Source organism: bacterium, from assembly GCA_028821235.1.
Lineage (GTDB): Bacteria > Actinomycetota > Acidimicrobiia > Spongiisociales > Spongiisociaceae > Spongiisocius.
Window position 1 is genome coordinate 87,326 of sequence record JAPPGV010000076.1, and the last position, 20,032, is coordinate 107,357.

At 67.3% G+C, this 20,032-nt stretch carries 21 protein-coding genes; 7 read left to right on the forward strand and 14 right to left on the reverse strand.

The features are described 5' to 3' along the window. The first annotated feature begins 98 nt into the window (after positions 1 to 98). Positions 99 to 743 carry a peptide-methionine (S)-S-oxide reductase MsrA gene (msrA, locus tag OXK16_08280; GenBank protein MDE0375942.1) on the forward strand — a complete coding sequence of 215 codons (645 nt, stop codon included), beginning with the start codon at positions 99 to 101 and terminating at the stop codon, positions 741 to 743. After that, the gene (locus tag OXK16_08285) at positions 740 to 1,219 is read left to right on the forward strand and encodes an FABP family protein (GenBank protein MDE0375943.1); all 480 of its coding nucleotides are present in this window, start codon (positions 740 to 742) and stop codon (positions 1,217 to 1,219) included. The genes msrA and OXK16_08285 overlap by 4 nt, the downstream gene beginning before the upstream one ends. Here the strand turns inward: OXK16_08285 and OXK16_08290 are convergent. After that, positions 1,216 to 2,214: a proline racemase family protein gene (locus OXK16_08290; protein ID MDE0375944.1), complete on the reverse strand. Its 999-nt coding sequence runs from the start codon at positions 2,212 to 2,214 to the stop codon at positions 1,216 to 1,218. The two genes, OXK16_08285 and OXK16_08290, sit on opposite strands and share 4 nt — an antisense overlap. A gap of 74 nt (positions 2,215 to 2,288) precedes the next feature. Between OXK16_08290 and OXK16_08295 the strand changes: the two genes are divergently transcribed. Both OXK16_08295 and OXK16_08300 read left to right on the forward strand, forming a co-directional pair. After that, the gene (locus OXK16_08295) at positions 2,289 to 3,440 is read left to right on the forward strand and encodes a PLP-dependent aspartate aminotransferase family protein (protein ID MDE0375945.1); all 1,152 of its coding nucleotides are present in this window, start codon (positions 2,289 to 2,291) and stop codon (positions 3,438 to 3,440) included. A 381-nt stretch (positions 3,441 to 3,821) separates the two neighbouring features. Continuing rightward, complete coding sequence (locus OXK16_08300) at positions 3,822 to 5,579, forward strand: acyl-CoA dehydrogenase (protein MDE0375946.1); 1,758 nt, start codon at positions 3,822 to 3,824, stop codon at positions 5,577 to 5,579. A 38-nt stretch (positions 5,580 to 5,617) separates the two neighbouring features. Here the strand turns inward: OXK16_08300 and OXK16_08305 are convergent, their stop codons facing one another. Next, positions 5,618 to 6,301 carry an enoyl-CoA hydratase/isomerase family protein gene (locus OXK16_08305; GenBank protein ID MDE0375947.1) on the reverse strand — a complete coding sequence of 228 codons (684 nt, stop codon included), beginning with the start codon at positions 6,299 to 6,301 and terminating at the stop codon, positions 5,618 to 5,620. Positions 6,302 to 6,392: 91 nt separating this feature from the next. On the opposite strand from OXK16_08305, the gene OXK16_08310 reads away from it, so the two are divergent. Further along, positions 6,393 to 7,685 carry an O-acetylhomoserine aminocarboxypropyltransferase gene (locus OXK16_08310; GenBank protein MDE0375948.1) on the forward strand — a complete coding sequence of 431 codons (1,293 nt, stop codon included), beginning with the start codon at positions 6,393 to 6,395 and terminating at the stop codon, positions 7,683 to 7,685. A 6-nt stretch (positions 7,686 to 7,691) separates the two neighbouring features. Beyond that, positions 7,692 to 8,513: an alpha/beta hydrolase gene (locus OXK16_08315; protein ID MDE0375949.1), complete on the forward strand. Its 822-nt coding sequence runs from the start codon at positions 7,692 to 7,694 to the stop codon at positions 8,511 to 8,513. Between the two features lie 30 nt (positions 8,514 to 8,543). Here the strand turns inward: OXK16_08315 and OXK16_08320 are convergent, their stop codons facing one another. From OXK16_08320 to OXK16_08340, 5 genes are all read right to left on the reverse strand, one after another. Next, positions 8,544 to 9,251: a ribonuclease HII gene (locus OXK16_08320; GenBank protein MDE0375950.1), complete on the reverse strand. Its 708-nt coding sequence runs from the start codon at positions 9,249 to 9,251 to the stop codon at positions 8,544 to 8,546. A gap of 61 nt (positions 9,252 to 9,312) precedes the next feature. Then, complete coding sequence (locus tag OXK16_08325; GenBank protein ID MDE0375951.1) at positions 9,313 to 10,377, reverse strand: spermidine/putrescine ABC transporter substrate-binding protein; 1,065 nt, start codon at positions 10,375 to 10,377, stop codon at positions 9,313 to 9,315. A gap of 296 nt (positions 10,378 to 10,673) precedes the next feature. Then, complete coding sequence (locus tag OXK16_08330) at positions 10,674 to 11,711, reverse strand: transporter substrate-binding domain-containing protein (protein MDE0375952.1); 1,038 nt, start codon at positions 11,709 to 11,711, stop codon at positions 10,674 to 10,676. Further along, positions 11,696 to 12,019, reverse strand: a complete 324-nt coding sequence (locus OXK16_08335; protein ID MDE0375953.1) for a histidine triad nucleotide-binding protein — start codon at positions 12,017 to 12,019, stop codon at positions 11,696 to 11,698. Before OXK16_08335 ends, OXK16_08330 begins: the two co-directional genes overlap by 16 nt. Positions 12,020 to 12,044: 25 nt before the next feature. Beyond that, positions 12,045 to 12,248 (reverse strand): hypothetical protein, encoded by a 204-nt coding sequence (locus OXK16_08340; protein MDE0375954.1) that lies wholly within the window; start codon positions 12,246 to 12,248, stop codon positions 12,045 to 12,047. Between the two features lie 77 nt (positions 12,249 to 12,325). On the opposite strand from OXK16_08340, the gene OXK16_08345 reads away from it, so the two are divergent. Further along, the gene (locus tag OXK16_08345) at positions 12,326 to 12,844 is read left to right on the forward strand and encodes a hypothetical protein (GenBank protein ID MDE0375955.1); all 519 of its coding nucleotides are present in this window, start codon (positions 12,326 to 12,328) and stop codon (positions 12,842 to 12,844) included. On the opposite strand, the gene OXK16_08350 is transcribed toward OXK16_08345, so the two are convergent. The 7 genes from OXK16_08350 to rimO all read right to left on the reverse strand — a co-directional run bounded on the left by OXK16_08350 (position 12,804) and on the right by rimO (position 20,001). Then, a complete protein-coding gene (locus tag OXK16_08350; protein ID MDE0375956.1) occupies positions 12,804 to 13,574 on the reverse strand; it encodes an SURF1 family protein in 771 nt (256 codons plus the stop codon). The genes OXK16_08345 and OXK16_08350 overlap by 41 nt on opposite strands. A gap of 102 nt (positions 13,575 to 13,676) precedes the next feature. After that, positions 13,677 to 14,033, reverse strand: a complete 357-nt coding sequence (locus OXK16_08355) for a single-stranded DNA-binding protein (protein ID MDE0375957.1) — start codon at positions 14,031 to 14,033, stop codon at positions 13,677 to 13,679. A gap of 279 nt (positions 14,034 to 14,312) precedes the next feature. Beyond that, the gene (locus OXK16_08360; protein ID MDE0375958.1) at positions 14,313 to 14,942 is read right to left on the reverse strand and encodes a hypothetical protein; all 630 of its coding nucleotides are present in this window, start codon (positions 14,940 to 14,942) and stop codon (positions 14,313 to 14,315) included. Positions 14,943 to 15,490: 548 nt separating this feature from the next. After that, positions 15,491 to 16,528: a recombinase RecA gene (gene recA, locus OXK16_08365; protein ID MDE0375959.1), complete on the reverse strand. Its 1,038-nt coding sequence runs from the start codon at positions 16,526 to 16,528 to the stop codon at positions 15,491 to 15,493. Between the two features lie 319 nt (positions 16,529 to 16,847). Then, entirely contained in the window at positions 16,848 to 17,393 is a 546-nt protein-coding gene (gene thpR / locus OXK16_08370; GenBank protein MDE0375960.1) for an RNA 2',3'-cyclic phosphodiesterase, read from the reverse strand. After that, entirely contained in the window at positions 17,390 to 18,637 is a 1,248-nt protein-coding gene (locus OXK16_08375) for a competence/damage-inducible protein A (protein MDE0375961.1), read from the reverse strand. The genes thpR and OXK16_08375 overlap by 4 nt, the downstream gene beginning before the upstream one ends. Beyond that, positions 18,634 to 20,001, reverse strand: a complete 1,368-nt coding sequence (gene rimO, locus OXK16_08380) for a 30S ribosomal protein S12 methylthiotransferase RimO (protein MDE0375962.1) — start codon at positions 19,999 to 20,001, stop codon at positions 18,634 to 18,636. Before rimO ends, OXK16_08375 begins: the two co-directional genes overlap by 4 nt. Between the last annotated feature and the right edge of the window lie 31 nt (positions 20,002 to 20,032).

The following is a 20,032-nucleotide window of genomic DNA, read 5'->3' on the forward strand; positions in this document are numbered from 1 at the left end:
CCTCCAAGTCGATTCCGACCCCGGACCACGAGGCTAGGGAGGCAGGGTAGCAACGGCTCGGGAGTAGGATTCCGGGTAGTCGACGAGGGTTGGTTTTGATGTTCCGGACTGCCAAGAACCTGATGACCTCGGCGGAGTCGGCTCTGCCGGGCCGGGATGCCCCGGTCCTGGAGCCGCGCCCCCATTTCGTGCACGGTCGGACCATCGTGCCGCCGTTTCCGGACGGCATGGAAGTCGCCTACTTCGGCATGGGTTGCTTCTGGGGGGTCGAGCGCATCTACTGGCAGATCCCCGGGGTGTACACGACGGCGGCCGGCTACCAGGGTGGGTTCACCCCCAATCCGACCTACCGGGAGGTCTGTAGCGGATACACGGGGCACACCGAGGCGGTACTGGTGGTGTTCGATCCTGAGGTCGTCTCCTACGGAGACCTGTTGAAGAGGTTCTGGGAGGAGCACGACCCGACTCAGGGGATGCGCCAAGGGAACGACCGGGGCACCCAGTACCGGTCGGCGATCTACTGGACATCCGACTCCCAGCGCGAGCTGGCCTCCCAGACCAAGGAGGCCTACGAGCGGGATCTGGCTGCCCGGGGCTTCGGGCCGGTCACCACCGAGATCCGTGAGGCACCCCCCTTCTACTACGCCGAGGACTACCACCAGCAGTACCTGGCCAAGATCCCCAACGGCTACTGCGGCCTCAAGGGGACCGGAGTGTCCTGCCGCGTACCGGCGCCCCAGTGAGCCGAGCCCACCCCGACCTGGCCCCGCTGGCCTTCCTGGTCGGAACATGGAGGGGTAGGGGCACCGGCCGGTACCCCACCATCGAGCCCTTCGAGTATGTCGAGGAAGCCGTCTTCACCCCGGGCCCCGGCAAGCCCTTCATGGCCTACCGGCAGCGGACCAGGCGAGCCGGAGCAGGCGAACCACTCCACTCCGAGTCGGGCTACATACGGCCCGGGGGTGCGGATGGCGCCGAGTTGGTGATCGCCCAACCGACCGGCATCGTGGAGGTCCACACCGGGGAAGTCGCCAGCAACCGGGTGTGCTTCCGGTCCCGCGAAGTCAGGCTGAGCCCTACCGCGGTCGAGGTTTCCCGGGTGGAGCGTCACATACGGGTGGTCGGAGACGTGATGAGCTACCGGCTGTGGATGGCCGCGGTCGGCCAGCCCTTTCAGGTTCATCTAGAAGCTGAACTCACCCGGCTCCAGAGCAGTTAGGACACCAGGAAGCCGTGACGCAAGGGGTCGTCCGGCTCGATGACGAACGATGCGGAGCCGGTGTAGTAGGCCCTCCCGGCCACCTCCACCGTCACCGCCGGTAGGCCGCCGACCACGCACTCTGCCACCACCCGGCCGGTCATGGTCGATCCGGTAACGCTCCCGAAGGTCCGCACCTCCCCCGAGGACACATGCCCGCGAGCGTGGCCGATGGCCATGCGAGCGGTCACTCCAGACCCGGTAGGGCTTCGATCCACCTGGGAATCGGCGAACACGCAGACGTTGGCCGATACAGGCTCGTCGTCCCGGCCGTCGGTCAGGATCGAGCCGTACAGATAACCCAGGTCACCGGCGTCCGGATGGGCCAGTTCGACGCGCTCTCGCACCGCTGCGGACAACGCATCGGCGGCGGTAACCAGGTCCCTAACCGGGGAACCCGGCACCTCCAGCCCGAAGCGGGCGGCGTCGGCCACGGCGTAGAAGGCGCCCCCGTACGCTACGTCGCACGAGACCGAACCATAACCTTCTACATCTACTTTAAGATCAAGGGAGTGGGAGAAAGCGGGCACGCTCTCGAAGCCGACGGCGCCTGCTTTGCCTCCGTCCACCTCCACGCGGACCGCCACCGGCCCGCAGGGGCACTGGATCACCATGCTGGTCTCCGGCGCCACCTTCGGAACCAGTCCCCTGTCCACCGCATACCTTCCCAGCGCTATGACGGCGTGGCCGCACATGGTGGAGTAACCCTCGTTGTGCATGAACAGCACCGCGAGATCGGCTTCAGGAAGGTCGGGTTCCACGGGAATCACCCCGTACATGTCGAAGTGGCCGCGCGGTTCGTGCATGAGAGCCGTCCGCAGGTGGTCCAGCTCCGCGCGGACGTGGCGGCGCTTGTCCAGGATGGTGGCCCCCGGGATGAGCGGGTACCCGGACTCCACGATCCGGACCGGCTCCCCACCGGTGTGCATCTCGGTGGTCGTGATCGTGCGGGCCATCGGGCGATGGTACCGGCCCGCTGCCGGACAATCCCGGACGTCGGGGTAACCTGTCAGCGACCCGAAGGAGACCGATGGGGTTCAGAACAGACCAGATACATGCCGGAGTGACACCTGATCCGTCCAGCGGTGCCATCCTCACGCCCATCCACCAGTCGACCACCTTCGTGCAGCCGTCCGTGGACGACTACATGGCGACCGGCTACTCGTACTCCCGTTCCGGCAATCCCACCGTCACGGCGCTCCAGGCTCGGGTCGCCAAGCTGGAGGGCGGGATCGGCTCAGCGGCATTCTCGTCGGGTATGGCCGCCACCAACGCCGTCTTCATGGCCCTGCTCAACGCCGGGGACCACGCCGTGGTCAGCGACGTCGCCTACGGGGGCACCTACCGCCTCGCCACCAAGGTGTTCACCCGATTCGGGGTGCACTTCACCTTCGCCGACACGTCCGACCTCGATGCAGTGAGGGCCGCGGTCAACGAACGGACCAGGCTCGTCTTCACCGAGACACCGGCCAACCCGAACCTCAAGTACACGGACATCGCGGGAGTCTCCGAGATCGCCACCTCGCTCGGTATCCCCCATGCGGTGGACAACACCTTTCTCACGCCCTACTTCCAGCGCCCGCTCGAGCTCGGGGCCGACCTGGTGGTGCACTCCACAACCAAGTACTTCGACGGTCACAACGCCACCGTGGGCGGAGTGGTGGTTAGCCGGACGGAGGAGCTCTCGGAGGCGGTGGCCTTCGTGCAGAACGCCGCAGGCCTGATCATGTCGCCCATGGTGGCCTGGCTCACACTCCAGGGGAGCAAGACCCTCAGCGAACGCATGGACCGGCAATCGGCCAGCGCCATGGCCGTGGCCGAGTTCCTGGAAGGTCACCCCAAGGTGACGGCTGTCTCCTACCCGGGGCTGGCTTCTTTCCCGCAGCACGAACTGGCCACCAAGCAGGCTTCCGGATACGGCGCCATGGGATGTTTCGAGGTCGAGGGCGGCGTGGAGGCCGCCAAGTCACTGATGGGATCGGTCCGGCTCTGGACCCTGGCCGAGAACCTCGGGTCGGTGGAGTCAATCATCACCCATCCCGTCACCATGACCCACGCGGATGTGGAGAAGCCGGAACGCCTCCGGGTCGGCATAACCGACGGGATGGTGCGCATCTCCGTAGGCCTGGAGGACACAGAGGACCTGATCGGGGACCTGGCCCAAGGACTGGACCGTCTCTAGCCGGCTCCCTCCCCCGGCAACCTGGCACGACACGCCCCGAAGACCGAAAACGCGAAAAACCGGTGCTTCGCACCGGGCTCCCTCCCCCGCCTCCACCGCCGTTACTGTTCGGAGCGTGGTCGGCCACGCCCGGATGGTTGCCGGGCATCGGCCCTCGCTCCATGAAGCTCGGATGATCCCTCGGACCGGTAAAGCCAATGGCATAGTTCATGTACCGGTTGTCAGTGCTTGGCAGTGGGCAACGTACACCGGGGGTGGGACAGATTCAACCCCCTCTCGGCGGAACGCGAGAAATGCTCGGACCTTCGAACCAGATCCCGCTCTGCCTTGGCCGGGGGACGCCGGTCGAATGCGGCTCCTGCGGGCCTAGAATCGCGATCCATGTCCGGCTACGTGGCCCCGCTCCGAGACGTCCGCTTCGCCCTCGAGCACATCGCCGACCTCGATCACGTCCTCGGCCTCGAATCGTTCCGACACGCCGAGCCGGAGGTGGTGGGGTCGCTGCTCGAAGAGTGCGCCCGCTTCGTCCACGATCTGGTGGCGCCCCTCAACCGGGTCGGGGACGTGGAGGGATCGACCCTGGAGGACGGCCGGGTGGTCACCCCGCCCGGTTTCCCGGAGGCCTACAAGTCCTACGTCAACGCCGGTTGGGGAACGATCGGCGCCCCGGCCCCGTGGGGTGGCGCCGATATGCCCCGCATCCTGGGGGTGGCCGTCGAGGAGCTCTTCACCTCGGCATGCCTGTCCTTCAGCACCGGTCCGCTGCTGACCGCCAGCGCCATCACGGCCCTGGCCGCCCACGGGACCGATGAGCAGAAGGACCTGTACCTCCCCAGGCTGATCACCGGCGAGTGGTCAGCCACGATGAACCTCACCGAGCCCCACGCCGGATCTGACGTGGGCGCCCTCGACACCAGGGCTCATCCCGCCGGGGACGGAACCTACCGCCTGACGGGCACCAAGATCTTCATCACCTACGGCGACCATGACATGGCGGGCAACGTGATCCATCTGGTGCTTGCCCGCATTACCGGTTCCCCGCCCGGCACCAAGGGAATCTCGATGTTTATCGTCCCCAAGTTCCTGCCGGACGTGGACGGCGAGCCGGGCGAGCGGAACGATGTGAAAGTGGTGTCGCTGGAGCACAAGCTCGGCATCAAGGCCACCCCTACCTGTGTCATGGTCTACGGCGAGGACCGGGGCGGTGCGGTCGGATACCTCCTGGGAGGCGCCGATCATGGCATGCGGAACATGTTCACGATGATGAACACCGCCCGGATATCGGTGGGCATCCAGGGTATGGCCGTGGCGGAGCGGGCCTACCAGCAGGCGGCCGCCTTCGCCCGAGAGCGGCGGCAGGGACGTGCGGTGGGCGCCACCGAGCCGATGTCGCTGATCATCGATCACCCCGACGTGCGCCGCATGCTGATGACCATGCGGTCCTACACGGAGGCCATGCGTTCGTTGATCTACCGGACGGCCATGCACCAGGACCTGTCACATGCCGCGCCGGACGCGGATCAGCGCCGCCGGCACTCCAAGTGCCTGGCCCTCCTCACCCCCGTCGTCAAGTCGTGGTGCACCGAGATCGGCGTGGAGGTGGCCTCGATCGGGATCCAGGTGCACGGGGGCATGGGCTACATCGAGGAGACCGGCGCCGCCCAGCATTGGCGCGACGCCCGCATCACCCCGATCTACGAGGGAACCAACGGCATCCAGGCCATCGACCTGGTGATGCGCAAGCTCCCCATGGACGGAGGCCGGTTCGTCGAGTCGTACATCCGGTCGCTGCGGCCGTCCGTGGCCGCCCTGCGCGAGGTGGAGTGGTACGGAGCGGCGGACAGCCTCGAGGCGGCTCTCTCTCGCCTCGAGGACGCCACCGGCCGGCTGCTCGCCGCGAGCGACCGGCCCAACCGGGTGCTGGCAGGCGCCAGTCCCTACTGCCTCATGTTCGGAGGTGTGGCCGCCGGCGCGATGATGGCGGACGCAGCCTCGGCGGCGGTCGCAGCAGGAGACCGCCGCAAGCAGGCCACCTGCCGTTTCTACATCGAACAACTCCTGCCGCTCAGCACGGCCCTCCACGGTGCCGTCACCGGCGGGGAGGAGGTCCTGTTCGACATCGGGGCGGCCGACCTGTAGCCGGACCTGCTCCGCCGGTCCGGTGTTCACACCCCGACTCAGAACCCGTCCCGGGCAGGCGTCATCAACTCGACCGCTTCGGCGATGCTCCGCTTCACGGCTAGGAGAGCATGGGCCGGCTTCTCGCACAAGGTATCAGCCAGTTCCCGGACCGCATCATCGAGTTCTGCGGGAGGAACCACCCTGGTCAGGAACCCCGCCGCCTTGGCCTCCTCGGCGGTGAAGGAACGGCAGGTCAACATCAACTCCCGGGCCAGGGATGGTCCCAGTTCGCGTACCAGCCTGGGAACCCCGCCCCAGCGAACCGGAACCCCCAGCTCGACCTCCGGAAGGGAGAAATAGGTGTCCTCGGCGGCGATCCGCAGGTCGCACGCCGACGCCAGCACCACGCCGCCTCCGACAACCGCCCCCCTCAGGACCGCCACGGTGACCGCCGGGATGGCGTCGAATGCCTCCATGACTGTCTGACCGCCCCGGACGATCTCCCGGACCGGGACTCCGCAGTCCGGCTCCAGCATGCGCAGGTCGAGCCCCGAAGAGAACGCCCGGCCCCTGCCCCGCAGCAACACCACCTTGAGCGAGTCCCCACGGGCCGACACCTCGGCCGCCGCCCGGGCCAGCGCGGTCAGCGTGGACGCTGCCAGGGAGTTCAGCGTGTCAGGTCGCTCGATGGTGATGGTGGCCTGGAAGTCACCGCCGTAGCTGATCGATACTTCGTCCATGCGGCTCCTGTCACCTCCGTCCGGGACCACCTCGCCGCCCTCCGGACCGCCGCGCCGGCAGCGTTAGGCTCTGTTCCGGACAGGAGAGCCGTTGGTCGATCCCAAGCTGTTGAACTTCGACACGCTGAGCGTGCACGCCGGGTACCACCCCGATTCCGATCATGGCGCCCGCGCCATCCCAATCTATCAAACCACCTCCTACGTGTTCCGCGATGTAGAGCATGCGGCCGGCCTGTTCAACCTGGAACGGCAGGGCCACATCTACAGCCGGATCTCGAATCCGACCGTGGCCGCCCTGGAGGAGAGGCTGGCCGCGCTCGAGGGCGGCGTCGGGGCGATAGCCACCGCCTCGGGCATGTCCGCCCTGTTCCTGGCCATAGCCACCCTCATGGGCGCCGGCGGCCACATCGTCTCCTCCTCGTCCCTGTACGGAGGATCCAACAACCTGCTGGCCACCACCCTCCCCCGCTTCGGGATCCGGACCACGTTCGTGGATCCGCGGGACACGGACGGTTTCCGGGATGCCATCCGTCCCGAGACCCGGCTGGTGTACGGCGAGACGCTCGGCAACCCCGGCCTCGAGATCATGGACGTGGAGGCGGTGGCGGCCATAGCGCACGAGGCCGGGGTGCCGTTCATGCTGGACAACACCTTCGCCACGCCCTACCTGTTCCGGCCCTTCGAGTGGGGCGTCGACCTCTCCTATCACTCCATAACCAAGTTCATCGGCGGGCACGGGCTGGCCGTGGGCGGGGCGCTGGTCGACAGCGGACGGTTCGACTGGGAGGCATCAGGCAAGTTCCCCACCCTGACGGAGCCCTATCCCAGCTACCACGGCCTCCGGTTCACCGAGGAGTTCGGGACCCAGGCCTTCATCATCCGGGGGCGCGTGGAAGGCCTGCGGGACTTCGGTGCGCCCCTAGCCCCCCAGAACGCCTTCTACATCCTCCAGGGCATGGAGACGCTGGCTATCCGGATGCAGAGGCACGTCGCCAACACGCGCGTCGTGCTGGACTTCCTGGCAAGTCGGGACGAGGTGGCCTGGATCAGCCATCCCGACCTGCCCGAGCATCCTGACCACGATCGGGCGGCCCGGCTGATGCCCGACGGGTGCGGCGCCATCCTGGCGTTCGGTATCAAGGGTGGGAGGGAAGCCGGCCGGCGGTTCATCGAGCGCCTCCGCATCTTCTCGCATCTGGCCAACGTAGGAGACGCCAAGTCACTGGTGATCCACCCGGCATCGACCACCCATTCGACCATGAGCGCCGACCAGTTGGCCAGGGCCGGGGTCGGCGAGGACCTGATCCGGCTCTCGGTGGGACTGGAGGACCCGGACGACCTGCTGGACGACCTGGCGGCCGCCCTGCGGGCCTCCCAGCGGTAGGCCGGCATGGAGCTGACGGTCAGGGGCTCCGGGGTCTCCGCCACCACCGGCGGCCGGGACCTCGACCAGCGGTTACCCCTCCTCGTGTTCATCCACGGAGCAGCGCTCGACAAGACCACGTGGCAACTCCAGACTCGCTATTTCGCGCACCACGGCTTCTCGGTGCTGGCCGTGGACCTTCCCGGTCACGGGTCATCCGACGGCCCGGTGCTCGGAGCCGTCGAGGACTACGCCGACTGGGTGGCGGAGTTGGTGGATGCGGCGGGCTTCGGCGAGGCCCACCTGGTGGGTCACTCGATGGGCGCCCTGATCGCCCTCGAAGCGGCCGCTCGCCATCCCCATCGCGTCTCCACCCTCACCATGTGCGGCGGGGCAGCCGCCATCCGGGTCCATCCCGGCCTGCTGGCCGCCTCCGAGCAGGGAGAGCACCTGGCCTACGAGTTGTTGTCCTCCTGGGGTCACGGCAAGCCCTTCCACCTGGGCGGCCACCAGACGCCCGGCCTCTGGATGATGGGCGGCACCATCCGGTTGTGGGAGCGTGCGCCGACCGGGGTCCTGGCGTCCGACCTCCACGCCTGTAATGACTACGACTGCGGCGCCGAGGCGGCCGGCCGGGTCCGGTGCCCGGCGCTTCTCATCCGCGGCTCACAGGACATCATGACGCCGTCCCGGGCGGCGGCGCCCTTGAGGGAACACATGGCCGACCTGCAGGAAGTCACCATCGACGGCGCGGGCCATATCATGATGGTCGAGCGACCCGACCAGGTGATCGACGCCATCGCCGGCTTCCTGCGAGGACCAGATGAAGGTTCGTCCTCCTCCGCCTGATACAACCTTCTACCTGAGGGACAATGTGTGTCAGCCGGCGTCGAAGAGCACGCCTTGGGGGTCCGGTCTGACGTAACGTGGGATCCCGGTCCAGGGCATGTGGTCCATGAACACCCAGCTCCGGCGGTGGATGGCAGACGGACCCCATGCCTGCAAGGCGGCCTTGTGGGTCGGGCAGGGGTAGCCCTTGTTGTTCTCGAATCCGTAGTTCGGATAGTGGGCCGCGAGACGGCGCATCATCCGATCACGGGTCACCTTGGCGAGGATCGAGGCGGCCGATATCGAAAGGGAGGTCGCATCGCCCCGGACCAGCCTGATGGTCTTCGAACCACCCACGAAATCCCAGCGACCATCGACCAGGATCCGGTCGGCCGTGAGACCCAAGCCGTCCAGCGCGCGGCGGGCAGCCAGGCGTTGGGCTTCCGACATGCCCAGCCGGTCACACTCCTGGTGGTCGGCGTGGCCGGTCGACCACCCCACACACCAGCCGGCCACGCGATCGAACAAGGCCTCCCGCTCGGCCTCGGTGAGCATCTTGGAGTCGCGTAGCTTGTAGATGCGGCGGTCCTTCGGGATCACGGCCGCCCCAACCGTCAACGGGCCCGCCCAGGCACCCCGTCCGACCTCGTCCACGCCTACCACCACCTCGTGTCCCACCTCCCAGAGCCGCTTCTCGACCCGAAGGTTGGGGACCCGCTTCTTGAGGACCGGTCGGAGCTTGGGAACGGTGCTGGCCACCGGTTCAGACTACAAGCCTCCCACCGCGGATCCGGCCCTTGATCACTCCTCGTGACACCTTCTACTCCACGACCAGAGCGAACTCCTCTGCGTACAAGAGGTCCAGTTCCTCCGTGTACTCGAGGAGTACCAGCCGCTCCCTGGCCCGGAGCGTCGGATAGAGCGCCCGGTTGGCGGCGGTCTCGGGCATGAGGTACGAAAGCGACGCCGTGTTCGCAGTCGCCTTCCCGATGTGATCGGCCACGACCGCTCCGGTCCTGGGCTCGAGCAGGAAGTCGATGAAGGAATGGGCGCTGCACGGATGCTGGGAGGTGACGGGCACGGCCATCGACTCCAACCAGATCGTGGCCCCCTCCTGGGGTATGACGTAGAGAAAGTCATCCGAGTCGGGTGAAAGGGCCGCCAGGAAGTCATCCGACCGGCCTTGAGCGAGGTCGAGCCCCCCATCGGCCAACATGGCGGCGTAGTCGTCAGAGTCGAATCCCCTCAAGTGGGCCTTCGCCTCCGCAACCACCCGGCCGGCTTCCCTTACCTGGGCTCGGTTCGCCGAGTTCGGGGAGTGGCCGAGGTAGAGCATGGCGGCGGCCATGACCTGGCGGGGATCATCAAGGAGCGAGACACGGCCCGCGTAGATCCAAGCATGGGAGAGGTCGAAGACGAGCCCCCAACTCGTCTCGGCCGTGTCAGGCACCACGTTGACATTCAAACCGATCCCCACCGTGCCCCAGACGAGTGGCACCGAGTAGAAGCCCTCCACATCCGAACTCGGTTGCGTGAGCTGGGCGTCGAGGTTGACCCGGCCCGGCAAGGCAATCGGGTCGAGAGCGTGGAGCTGGCCTCCCCGCCAGAGAATCGCCGCCAGGTCCTGGCGGAGGATCACCACATCGAACGGATCTGCGCCTGCGGTCACGCGGGAGAGCATCTCGTCGCCGGTCTCGTAGAACAACTCCGTGACGTCCACCGCGTAGCGCCGCTCGAACCGGTCGATGACGTCCGGTGAGATCTGACCGGCACGGCTGAGCAGGACCACCTCGCCGTCGATCTGACCGGACGCGCAGACCGGGGACGGCACCTCCTCGGTCTGGTCGGATCCGAGACCGCAAGCCACCAGCGATGGAATGAGCAAAGCCACAACTGCCCGGCGCCACCGCCAGAACAGCCCGAGAACGCGAAAAACGCGCCGGCAAACCGGTCCTCCCCACCGGGCCCTCCCCCGCCACCACCTTTCCTTTTTGGAGCGTGGTCGGCCATGCCCGGCCGGATGCCGGGATGCGGGCCCCTCGCTCCTAGAAGCTGAATGTTCCCTCGGGCCGGTCGAGCCAATTGGTAGAGCTCTCGATCGGCGCAGGTACTTGACGGTCGGCAATGTATGTCGAGGGTGTGACAGTTTCAACCCCTATCCGGTGATGCTCACGATCGGTCTCAGGACCGATCATCCCAGAGGGCGGCCCGATCGAGAAAGACCCGCGGATCGGACAGCCACTCGGCCAGGCCGATCCGACCCCCGTCGATCAGCCAGGCGATGGCCGCGTTGATCTTTTCCAAGAGCCCGGTGTCGTCGATGTCTACCACGAATCCCCCTCGCTCGGGGCGGGAGTCGAGGGCGGTTACCACGAAGGCCCCATCCGACGAGGCCGCCGCGAGCGTGTTTCCTGCGGTACCTCGGGCTATGGCGTCGATCGTGCCGTCGGCTAGTGCGGCCAGGAGTCCCTGCTCCCCCACCTCCGCGTCCGGCTCCTCGCCGAGGTAGAGGATCTGCGGTCGCTCGGGATCGGCCGCTATGAGGCGCGTGCGACTCGCCAGTTCCGGTGAGGCACGGGCGGCGGTGATGATCAGGGATCCGTCCGTCTCGACCGTCAGCCAACCGGATGGCGTCTCGATGCGGGTACCGGCCGCCAGGCCCCCGTCCTCGTCCGCCACCCCCAGGAGTTGGAGCAGCCGGGCTTCGCCGGTCGTATTGGGGAGGACTCCCACGACATCGGCAGGCAGGAGCGCCTCGTGATCGGGCAAACGGGGGCCGTCTTCGGCGCGAACCAGGAGTGACTGGGTGAAGTCGATGTGACCGTCGGTGAACGCCACGACCGCTTCTCCGGCGTCATCACGGGTCCGGGACTCGAGGATGGTGATGCCCCCACCGGCAAGATCGAACTCGTCACCGGCCGGCCTCAGCCAGATATCGGTCCATTGGGGAACGGCGGTCCGGTTGAACCGCAGACCGTAGCCCTCCATCGCCTCGATAGCGGTCAGCAGGTCGGCTTCATAGCCGACGTGAACGTTGAAGTCGGGCAACGTGGGATCGGCGTCCGCCGACGAACTCACCGGCTCGAAGAAGGCGTAGAAACCCACCTCTACGACACGCTCCTCACTCCCCGCCGAGCAACCCGCGCTCGCCAGTAGGAGGAAGACCGCCAGCACCGTGATGAGGCCACCGGCGGGACGCCGGGTCAGCCGGGGGGCCATCTCAGCCGGCGGCCACCCAGGACGTGGAAGTGGAGATGATCGACCGATTGTCCCCCGTCCTCGCCGATGTTGGTGACCACCCGGTAGCCCGACTCGGCCACACCCTCCCGCTCCGCAACCGCCGCGCACACGCTCAGCAGATGGCCGACCAGCGCCTGATCGTCCGCAGCGGCGTGGGCGAGGCTCCGGATGTGCCGGCGTGGAATCACCAGCACATGGACGTCGGCTTGGGGGGCGATGTCCCGGAACGCGACGGCATGCTCGTCCTCGTAGACGATGTCGGCAGGAATCTCTCCGCGGAGAATCATCCCGAACACCGTGTCGTTGCGCTGCTCAGCCACGCGCCATCGCTTCCTTCCATTCGCCCATCGGCATCCGTTCGCCCTCCTCCACCAACATGACCGGAATGGTGCCTTCGATCCGGTAGCGCATCCTGGTCTCCGGATCAGTGGATACCAGAGCGCCGTCGATCTCCTTGAGAGTCGCCCTGCTGAGAGGGCACACCAGGATGTCTAGTAGCACCGGATCGATTGCCATGGGTCTGAGTATCGCACGTCCCGGGCAGGCTGCGGTTGGCGCGCGGGTCATCAGTCCTGCCACCATGTAGCGGGATCATGAGTAGCGATATCGCTCGGCGGGTACAGAACGCCCTGGCAGAACTCCAAGCTGACTTTACGGTCGTCGACATCGACCCGGCGTTCACCCACACCGCGGACTTCTGCGCCCGGTACGGCTACTCCCCGGAGCAATCGGCCAACGCCATCGTGGTGGCCTCGAGGCGTCCTTTGGGGCACAACGCCGTCTGCCTGGCCACCGCCATCACCCGACTCGACGTGAACCGCCGGGTACGTGGCCTCCTCGGGGTCCGGAAGCTGTCCTTCGCCTCCGCCGAGTTGACGGAACAGCTCACCGGCATGGAGATCGGCGGCGTGACCCCCTTCGGGCTTCCGGATGACCTTCCGGTCTTTGTGGACGCCCGGATCATGTCGCTGGACGAGATAATCGTGGGTGGAGGGAACCGCTCCACCAAGGTCTCCGTGAACCCGGAGGTATTCGACCGGATGCCGTCGGTCAGCATCATCGAGGACCTGGCTAATCCCCTGCCCGAGCCCTCCGCCGACGGCGCGGCCTGAGCTCTCGACGCATCAAGGCCGCGTAGCCGATGACGGCCACGGCACCGAACGAGAACCACTGCACGGCGTAGGACAGGTGGGATCCCTCACCGGCCTCGGGTAGCGGGACGGGGACGGGCAGGCGCCCCGGCTCGTGCGGTTCGACCAGTTGGATCCAGAAAGGCAGCAGCCGCAGCTCAACCTGTTGCTGGATCCGGTCGATGTCGATCCGCGCCACCGTGTCGAGCAGGCCCGGGGCTTCCGTTCTGCCCAGCGCCGGCCTCTTCTGATCGGCCCGGACCAGGCCGGTCAGTTCGACCTCGCCCGACCCGCCGAAAGCATCCGCTATCGATCCGACCTCCACGTCGAGCGGGAACCAGCCGACGTTCACCAGGACGCCGGTTCCGTCGGCCAGCTCCATCGCGTACACGCCGTGCACGCCGGCCTGTCCCCTCACGACCTGGGAACGGACCAGCACCCGGCCCCGGTCGGTCAGCCTCCCCGTGGCAGTCACCGTCGTGTACTCGTAGTCGGCCGGATCGACCTCTATCCCCTGCTCCGGACGGAGTGCGGCCGTCAGGTCTTCGAGCGGGATCGGCTGGCGCGCCAACCTGGCAACCAGGACGGCGTTGGAGGCCCGGCGCTCCTCCAGGCGACTCAGCTGCCAGAACCCCAGGAAAACGCAGGCGACCGCCACGAAGACCACCAGGACCGAGAAGACGATCCATCGGGGACGAACTGCAATCCGCACGTTTGCATTATCACGCTCCGGAGTGCGTAGTCCGCAATCGATCCCCTGCGTCCCTGGTGGTTGTTCGTGTGCGGTCCCCCGCCTACGTCCCGGGACCGGTCGTCAGGCCGTAGCCTCGATCTCGCCGAGCACGACCTCGCTGGCCACCACCTCGACCCGGCTGTGACGGCCCTCCGCATCGGTCCAGAAGCGCCGGTGCACCTGACCGATGACGTCAATGGGAGTACCGCGTTCGGCCTCGATGACCGCAGCATCCGGCTCCCAGACCGTTACCGGGATGACGTCGGTCCTGGTTCTCGGAGCGGACAGGCGGATCGTCACCAGCATGCGCGCCAGGGAGGCTCCTGATCCGAATACCCGATGCTCCGGCGCAGTGGTCAGCACGCCTCTCAGGACAACCTCGTTGCGGTCGTGCCGCTGCGTGTCGTCGGGCTTGGCCGGCTTGTTGCTCTTGACCATGAGTTTGGCTCCTTCGCCTCAGGGAGAAGTGCGATAGGTAGAGCAATGTATGGGGTGGGTGTGACAAGAATACGTATGACTAACGGATTCAGTCGCTGTTGGTGGGCTGTCCGACCTAGTGGTCTGTCTGTGTAATGGCGGTGTGGTATGGCGAGGCAGCGGTGTTCCTCGCAAGGCCCGCTGACGAAGGCGTACCCGCAGCGGTACGTAGAGGAAGCGGAACGCAGCGACGGGACGCCGATGGCCGCCAGAGCACCCGGTTGTTTCGCAGACAGACCACTAGCCCCGCCCCGGCCCGGCTTCCTCGACCTGCTGGATCAGTTCCTCGAGTCCGGGCATCTCCGGATCCGCCCGGCGGATCGCCTCGGTCAACTGGGCGGCCGCGTCCGTCTCCCCCATCGCCAGGGCGGCACGGGCGGCCACGAACCAGCAGCGGATCTCGTGCGGTTGCGCATCCTTGGAAAGGCGATCCGTCCCGGCGATCCTCCACGCCTCCGCAGCCCTCCCCCTATCGAGCAGGTATGAGGCATAGACGACTCTCGCCTCGGCCTCGGTGGGACGGTCGCCGCCGAGCTCCACGAACCGGCCCCACGTCACTTCCACATCGCGGTAGCGCTTCAATGCGCGGAGAGAGTCCATCTCGACGGGCATGTGGGTGGTGTCACCGGTCAGTCTCCGGTAGGCGCGCAGCTCGGCCAGGGCTTCATCCCACTTCCCGCACCGGTAGGAACTGAGGCCGAGCAGTTCCCGGATCGTCGATGACCGCGGGCTGAGCTGCTTGGCCTCCATCAGCTTGCGGCGTGCGGCCGGGAATGCCTCGTCCCCGTAGGAGTCGACCGCTCCCGATAGCAGCAGCAGAGCGGCATCCCGGCGATCCTTCCGGGTGGCCCGGTGGATCTCATCTCGCATCCAACGCGGCAGGTTACGAACGCCCACGCCCGCGTGTGGGGGCTTGCGATCCGGCCGCCGGCGCGTGTCCTGCTCCGACCGGCCGGGGCGCCCCGCCGTACGACGTTCGCCCCGGGAGCGGGAACCGGGTCCGGCGCGAGCGGATCGCGGGCCTTTCGACCGGGGCGCAGAAGCCCGCCCGGACTTGGACCCTCGACCCGGCACCGGCTTTGATCCCCGCTTGGGACCCGGCCCGCTCCTCCGCTTGGACGGCGGGCTTCCCGAACGTCCGGAGCGTCCGCCTGCGCTCGGCCCGCGGCGTTTCCCCTTGCTCCCTTGCCGGCCGGGCCCGCTAGGACGTGAGGAACGGCGAGGAGGCCCGGATCCTGATCGGTCTCGACGGCGGTTGGTCACGACTGGCCCCTTTCCGGGCACTCGGAGTTACGCGGCACGGGCTCACCATGGGTTCCGAGGTGAGCCCGTGCTGATCAGGAAGGCTAACGACTTCCGAGAGCCTGGTCTGCCCTACCGGTGCCGGTGGTCTGTCTGTGGAATGGCGGCGCGGACCGCTAATCGGACCCGACTTCGACAGCTTCCGTCCCGGCTTCCTCGGGATCCGTGATCCCGACCGCCGCCAGGACCTTCGCCTCGAGCACCATCGCCAGGTCGGGATTCTCACGCAAGAACCTCTTCGCCTTCTCGCGGCCTTGTCCCAACTGGTCGCCTTCGAACGTGTACCAGGCGCCGCTCTTCCTGACGATCCCGATGTCCACTGCCACGTCCAGGAGGCTGCCCTCGCGGGAGATGCCCTGCCCGAACATGATGTCGAACTCGGCCATGCGGAAAGGAGGCGCCAGCTTGTTCTTGACCACCTTCACCCGCGTCCGGTTGCCGATCTGTTCCCTACCGTCCTTGATCGCTTCGATGCGACGGATGTCCAGGCGCACGCTCGAATAGAACTTCAGGGCCCGACCACCGGGTGTGACCTCCGGGGAGCCGAACATCACTCCGATCTTCTCGCGGAGCTGGTTGATGAAGACGGCGGTGGTCATCGATCGGTTGACGTTGGCGGTCAGCTTGCGCAGAGCCTGGGACATCAGCCGGGCCTGGAGACCCACATGGGTGTCGCCCATCTCCCCCTCGATCTCGGCCCTGGGCACCAGTGCGGCCACCGAGTCGATCACCAACACGTCGAGAGCGCCGGAGCGGATCAGCGTATCGGCGATTTCCAGGGCCTGCTCGCCCGTGTCGGGCTGGGATATCAGGAGCTCGTCGATGTCAACGCCGACCGCCTTCGCATAGACGGGGTCAAGGGCATGCTCGGCGTCCACGAAGGCTGCCAGCCCTCCGTTGCGCTGGGCCTCGGCCACGATGTGCAGGGCGAGGGTGGTCTTCCCGCTCGACTCGGGACCGTACACCTCGACTATGCGCCCCCTGGGCACCCCCCCGATCCCCAGAGCCAGGTCGAGGGACAGCGCCCCGGTGGAGATATGGGCGATCTTCTGGTGGGCGGTCGAACCGAGCTTCATGATGGATCCCTTGCCGAACTGCCGCTCGATCTGCGACATGGCCGAGTCCAGAGCCTGCGTCCGTTCCTTGTTCTTCATCGGTTACTCCTTCGTGTCATCGAGCCGACGGATTCGTGCCGGGCCTGTACCACGACCAAAGGTAAGGAGAGGCTGTGACAGAACCCGCCGGTCCTCCCGCTTCGGCCGGGCAGGACCCGGAATCCGACTCGATATACACCAATTACACCTGCCGAACTACAGTCGTGTTATCCACAGCCAAGGTTAGTGGTCTGCCTGTGAAACAACCAAGCGCCATTCCACAGACAGGCCACCGCACTTCCGGGATGACACGAACACATGTTCGTATACTACACGGTGAATCAACGGAAGGCCGGCATTTCCGGCCGACCACCCCGGCTCAGGCCAGCGAGAACCTCTCCAGCGGGTGGTAGGTGGTGCGGGGACCCTCGGTGCTGCTCCGGTAGAACACCACCTCGGTGGCGCGGGCGGGAATCCCGGCAGGAGCGGCGACAACCGCACGGAGGTCTGCGGGCGGCCGGATCCTGGCCAGGGTGAGATGGGCTCGAAAGGGGCGTTCCTCGTGGCCGAACCCGGCCGACGCCACCGCCTCATCGACCACCGAGGCCAGCACCGACAGCCTGCCCTCGTCGCCCTCCAACCCGGCCCACGCCACGGTCGCCTTGGGCGGCCTCGGAAAGGCCCCGAGCCCGCCGATCCGGTAGCGGAAGGACGGGCCCAGATCGGAGGCGTCGAGCGCCGCCATGATCCGCTCCTGCCCCACCTGGTCGGCCGGTCCCACGAACCGCAGGGTCACGTGGAACTTCTCCGGCGGCACCGGCCGGCCCGGCAGGTCCAGGGTGTCACGCCATTCCCTCACGGCGAGACGGACCTCCGGAAGGAGGGACAGGGCCACGAAGTAGCGGATCCGGAAGGCGGCGTTCACTCCTCCCACCACTCGCCCAGGATGGCGAGGCGGGCGAGTTGGAGAACCGTCGTGGTCGCATAGGCCCGGACCCTCTCCCGGTCTCCGGGCATCCGCAGGAGCTTCGATCGGGTATCGAGAGGAGTGCGCACCGCCACGGCAACCGTCCCCGGTGGATGGCCCAGGTAGTCCGGACCGGCCACACCGGTCGTGGCCACCGCCACATCGACGCCCAGCACTCCGGCCGCCCCCTCCGCCATCGCCACCGCGGTCCCGGGGCCGATCACCCCATGGGCCTCGATGATCTCCGAAGGCACCCCGAGGATGTCCCGCTTCACGTCGGTGGCATAGGCGATGACGCTTCCGCGGAACACCTCCGATGCCCCCGGAAGGAGGCTCAGCCGGGCTGCCACCATCCCGGAGGTGACCGACTCCGCCGTGCCGATCGTCCATCCTCTCGCCCGCAACCCGTCCAGGAGGATCTCCTCGAGAGTCTCCTCGTCGGTGGCGAAGACCGACTCCCCCAGCCGCCGGCGCACCTCCTCCTCCACCGGTCCGATGAGCGCCCCGGCGTCCTCCTCGGAACCCGCCTTGGCCGATATGCGTACCTTCACCTCACCGGCCGAGGCGAGGAAGGCCACCGACGGGTTGGACGAGGCGTGGTACAGATCATCCAGCAGCACCGCCACCGCCGACTCTCCGAGACCCCAGGTGCGCAGTACGCGGCTCACCAGGATCTCCCCGGCGCCGGTGGCCTTGCGAAGCCGGGGCATGACATGGTCGTCGAGCATCATGTACAGCTCGGCCGGAACCCCGGGAAGGGCGAACAACAAGACCCCGTCGTGCTCCATGAACAGGCCGGGAGCGGTTCCACGGGGATTGGGGAGCTGTTCGGCGCCCTCCGGATACTCGGCCTGGCGGAGGTTGCTCTCCGGAAACGGCCGGCCCAGGTGGTCCCAGAAGGACCTCAGGCGGACGGCCTGCTCCTCACTGAACAGCATCCGGCGCCCGGTCGCCTCGGAGATGGCGTCCCGGGTGATGTCGTCCTGGGTGGGCCCGAGGCCACCGGTGATGATCAGCGCGTCCGCCCGTGAGCAGGCGGTCCGGATAGCGTCCACCATGCGGTCGTGGTTGTCCCCCACCACCACCTGGTAGTGGGCGTCCAGACCCAACTCCGCGAAACGCTCCCCCATGTAGGCGGCGTTGGTGTTGACTGTCTGGCCCAGCAGGAGCTCGGTCCCCACCGCCAGCACTTCGACGATCACTCCGCTCCCCTCGACCCGACCGGATCCTCTACCGCCCGGGAGCGGACCTCGCCGGTGAGGTCGGTCTCGTAACTGCCCGTTATCTCGACCTCGAGCCACTCGCCGGGCGTTCCGGCATCCAGGCAGATCATCCCGTCGATGTCCGGCGCCTCCCGGTAGGAACGCCCCACCGGTACCCCGTCCTCCACCTGATCCACCAGCACCCTGTGCCGCCTCCCCACCTGCTCGGCGTTGCGCCGGGCCGTGATCATCTCCTGGACTCGGCTCAGCTCCCGCACCCGGTCGTTGACCTCGTCCGGATCGATCCGTCCCGGCAGGTCGACGGCCGCCGTGCCCGCCTCGGGCGAGTACGGGAAGAAGCCGGCCCAGTCGAGATCGGCCTCGCCCAGGAAGTCGATCAGCTCGTCCACATCCTCTTCGGTCTCGCCCGGGTAGCCGACGACGAACGAGGACCTCAACGCAGCATCCGGATCCGCATCCCGGATCCGGGTGATGAGACGAAGGTGGCTGCCGGTGCTCCCGGGACGGCGCATCGACCGGAGGAGGCGGCGCGACGCGTGCTGGAGGCTGAGGTCGAAGTAGGGCGCCAGCCTGGGGTTGGTGACCATCTCCTCGATCAGGGGAGGCCGGATCTCGGTGGGGTACAGGTAGAGCAGCCGTATCCGGACCAGCTCCTCGACATCCGAGACGAACCGGATCAGGTCGACGATGGTATCCCGGGTCGCCACCCCGATGTCACGCCCGTAGGCGGCCAGGTCCTGGGCGACCAGGACGATCTCCGACACACCCGCCCGGCACAGCCCGTCGATCTCGTCCCTGATGGAGGTGGGACGCCGCGAGCGTTGGGGGCCCCGTATGAGCGGTATGGCGCAGAAGGCGCAGGTCTTGTCGCATCCCTCGGCAACCTTCACGTAGGCGTAGGGGAAGACCGGGGTGGGCCGGTGCGCCAGGTCCAGGATGTCCATCGGTGAGCGCCGTGGACCGATCCGTACCGGCGACCAATCGGTCATCGAGTCGAGCATGCCCACCAACTCGCCGTAGCGGTCGAGGCCGACCACCGCATCGACCCCGGTCAGCGCCTCCTCCAGCTCGGTTCCGAAGCGTTGCGCCATGCAGCCCATCACCACCAGCCGGGCGTCGTCCGCCCTGGCGTCCTCCAGATCGAGGATGGTGTCGACCGACTCGGCCCGGGCGGCCTCGATGAAGGCGCAGGTGTTGACCATCACCACGTCCGCCTCCTCGGGAGACCCGGCCGAGCGGTAGCCCGCCTGGTGGAGCATGGCGGACACCTTGTCGGAGTCGACCTGGTTCTTGGAGCAACCGAGGGTGGTTATATGGATGCTGGGGCTGGTGCGCGACCTCACGGGCGGGAAGTCTAGGAGGGTGGCTGGATTG